The sequence below is a fragment of the Arthrobacter sp. HY1533 genome, from assembly GCF_027568515.1.
Taxonomy (GTDB): Bacteria; Actinomycetota; Actinomycetes; order Actinomycetales; family Micrococcaceae; genus Specibacter.
Window position 1 is genome coordinate 1 of the sequence record NZ_JANKZF010000062.1, and the last position, 1,213, is coordinate 1,213.

At 59.8% G+C, this 1,213-nt stretch carries 1 rRNA gene; it reads right to left on the bottom strand.

Going from position 1 to position 1,213, the window contains the following annotated elements:
• Positions 1 to 86 (bottom strand): 16S ribosomal RNA (locus PCK14_RS19280); the annotation flags it as partial.
• Positions 87 to 1,213: the final 1,127 nt, after the last annotated feature.

The following is a 1,213-nucleotide window of genomic DNA, read 5'->3' on the forward strand; positions in this document are numbered from 1 at the left end:
CCCGCAAGCGGGGTTCATCGTTCGACTTGCATGTGTTAAGCACGCCGCCAGCGTTCATCCTGAGCCAGGATCAAACTCTCCGTTAATAACTAAACAGACACACACAACCACACCGGAAAAAGATGATAGCTGCGTGCACTAAATTCGAAACCAGCTAAACGGCCAGCCGTCACCACAGGGGCGGCAACAACCAACCAAATAACCAATTCAATACAATAAATTGGTATCAATAAAACTTGGCACACTATTGAGTTCTCAAACAACAACCACACCCAGCCAACACACCAGAACCAACAAACAGTCCGTGACGATCAGTGCCGGGGCAACCCACCAGAACACCAGCAGAACCGGCTTCGAAGTGGGGGTTTTTCGTTTCCCCATGAACCGGGGCAACTCGAAAAACAATACACACCTTTTTGCGAACGCGCAAACCACACGGGCCCTCCACGGCCCCCACAGCCTCCGGAAGCAGCCCCTGACACCGGCAACTTCCCTGAATTGGCGGGGAATTTCAGCCCCGAAAACCCGTTAATGAGACCTGAGATACACCACCGAAAACCGGCCTCCAACAGCCCCGGAACCCCTCAAGCAGGAGACCCACGACACAAAGAAAGTTCTCCAGCCACACCCCAAACTGCTCGCGCACCAGCACTGCACAGACACCACGGCCCCACATCGCCGGCAATATCTGCCACAGGGCCCACTCCCCCGCCCCGCCCTCGGCACCGGCACCTTCCCCAGGACCACAGCCAAGCCCACTCCCAGGCCGGCACAGCCACTGTGTCTTTCACTACCCACCAACCAGGGAACCCACGCAGCCAGCACAAACTACACAAACCACCGCGCCCCAGGACCCCGCCAAGCAGCACAACACACGCGTCGGCACCACCTGAGCTCGCCCCCACCAGCACCATCCCACCCGCAGCGGCAGTCCCGCGGCACAGGATCCCCTCTCCGGTGCCGGTACCCGCGGTGCGGCATGCCCGGGCCGCCCACCCACCAAGGGCCGTGGCCTGCAGCCGTCGTTGGGCTGTTAAACGAAGAATGGCCACCTGGTGGGGTGGCCGTGTTGTGGCTTGTGGGGTTAATGCAGGGAGGCCCCGCACCGTGTGGTGTGGGGCCTCGACCTGTTTTTGGTGTTGTCCGGCGGTGTCCTACTCTCCCACATCCTCTCGAATGCAGTACCATCGGCGCTGTGGGTCTTAGCTTCCGG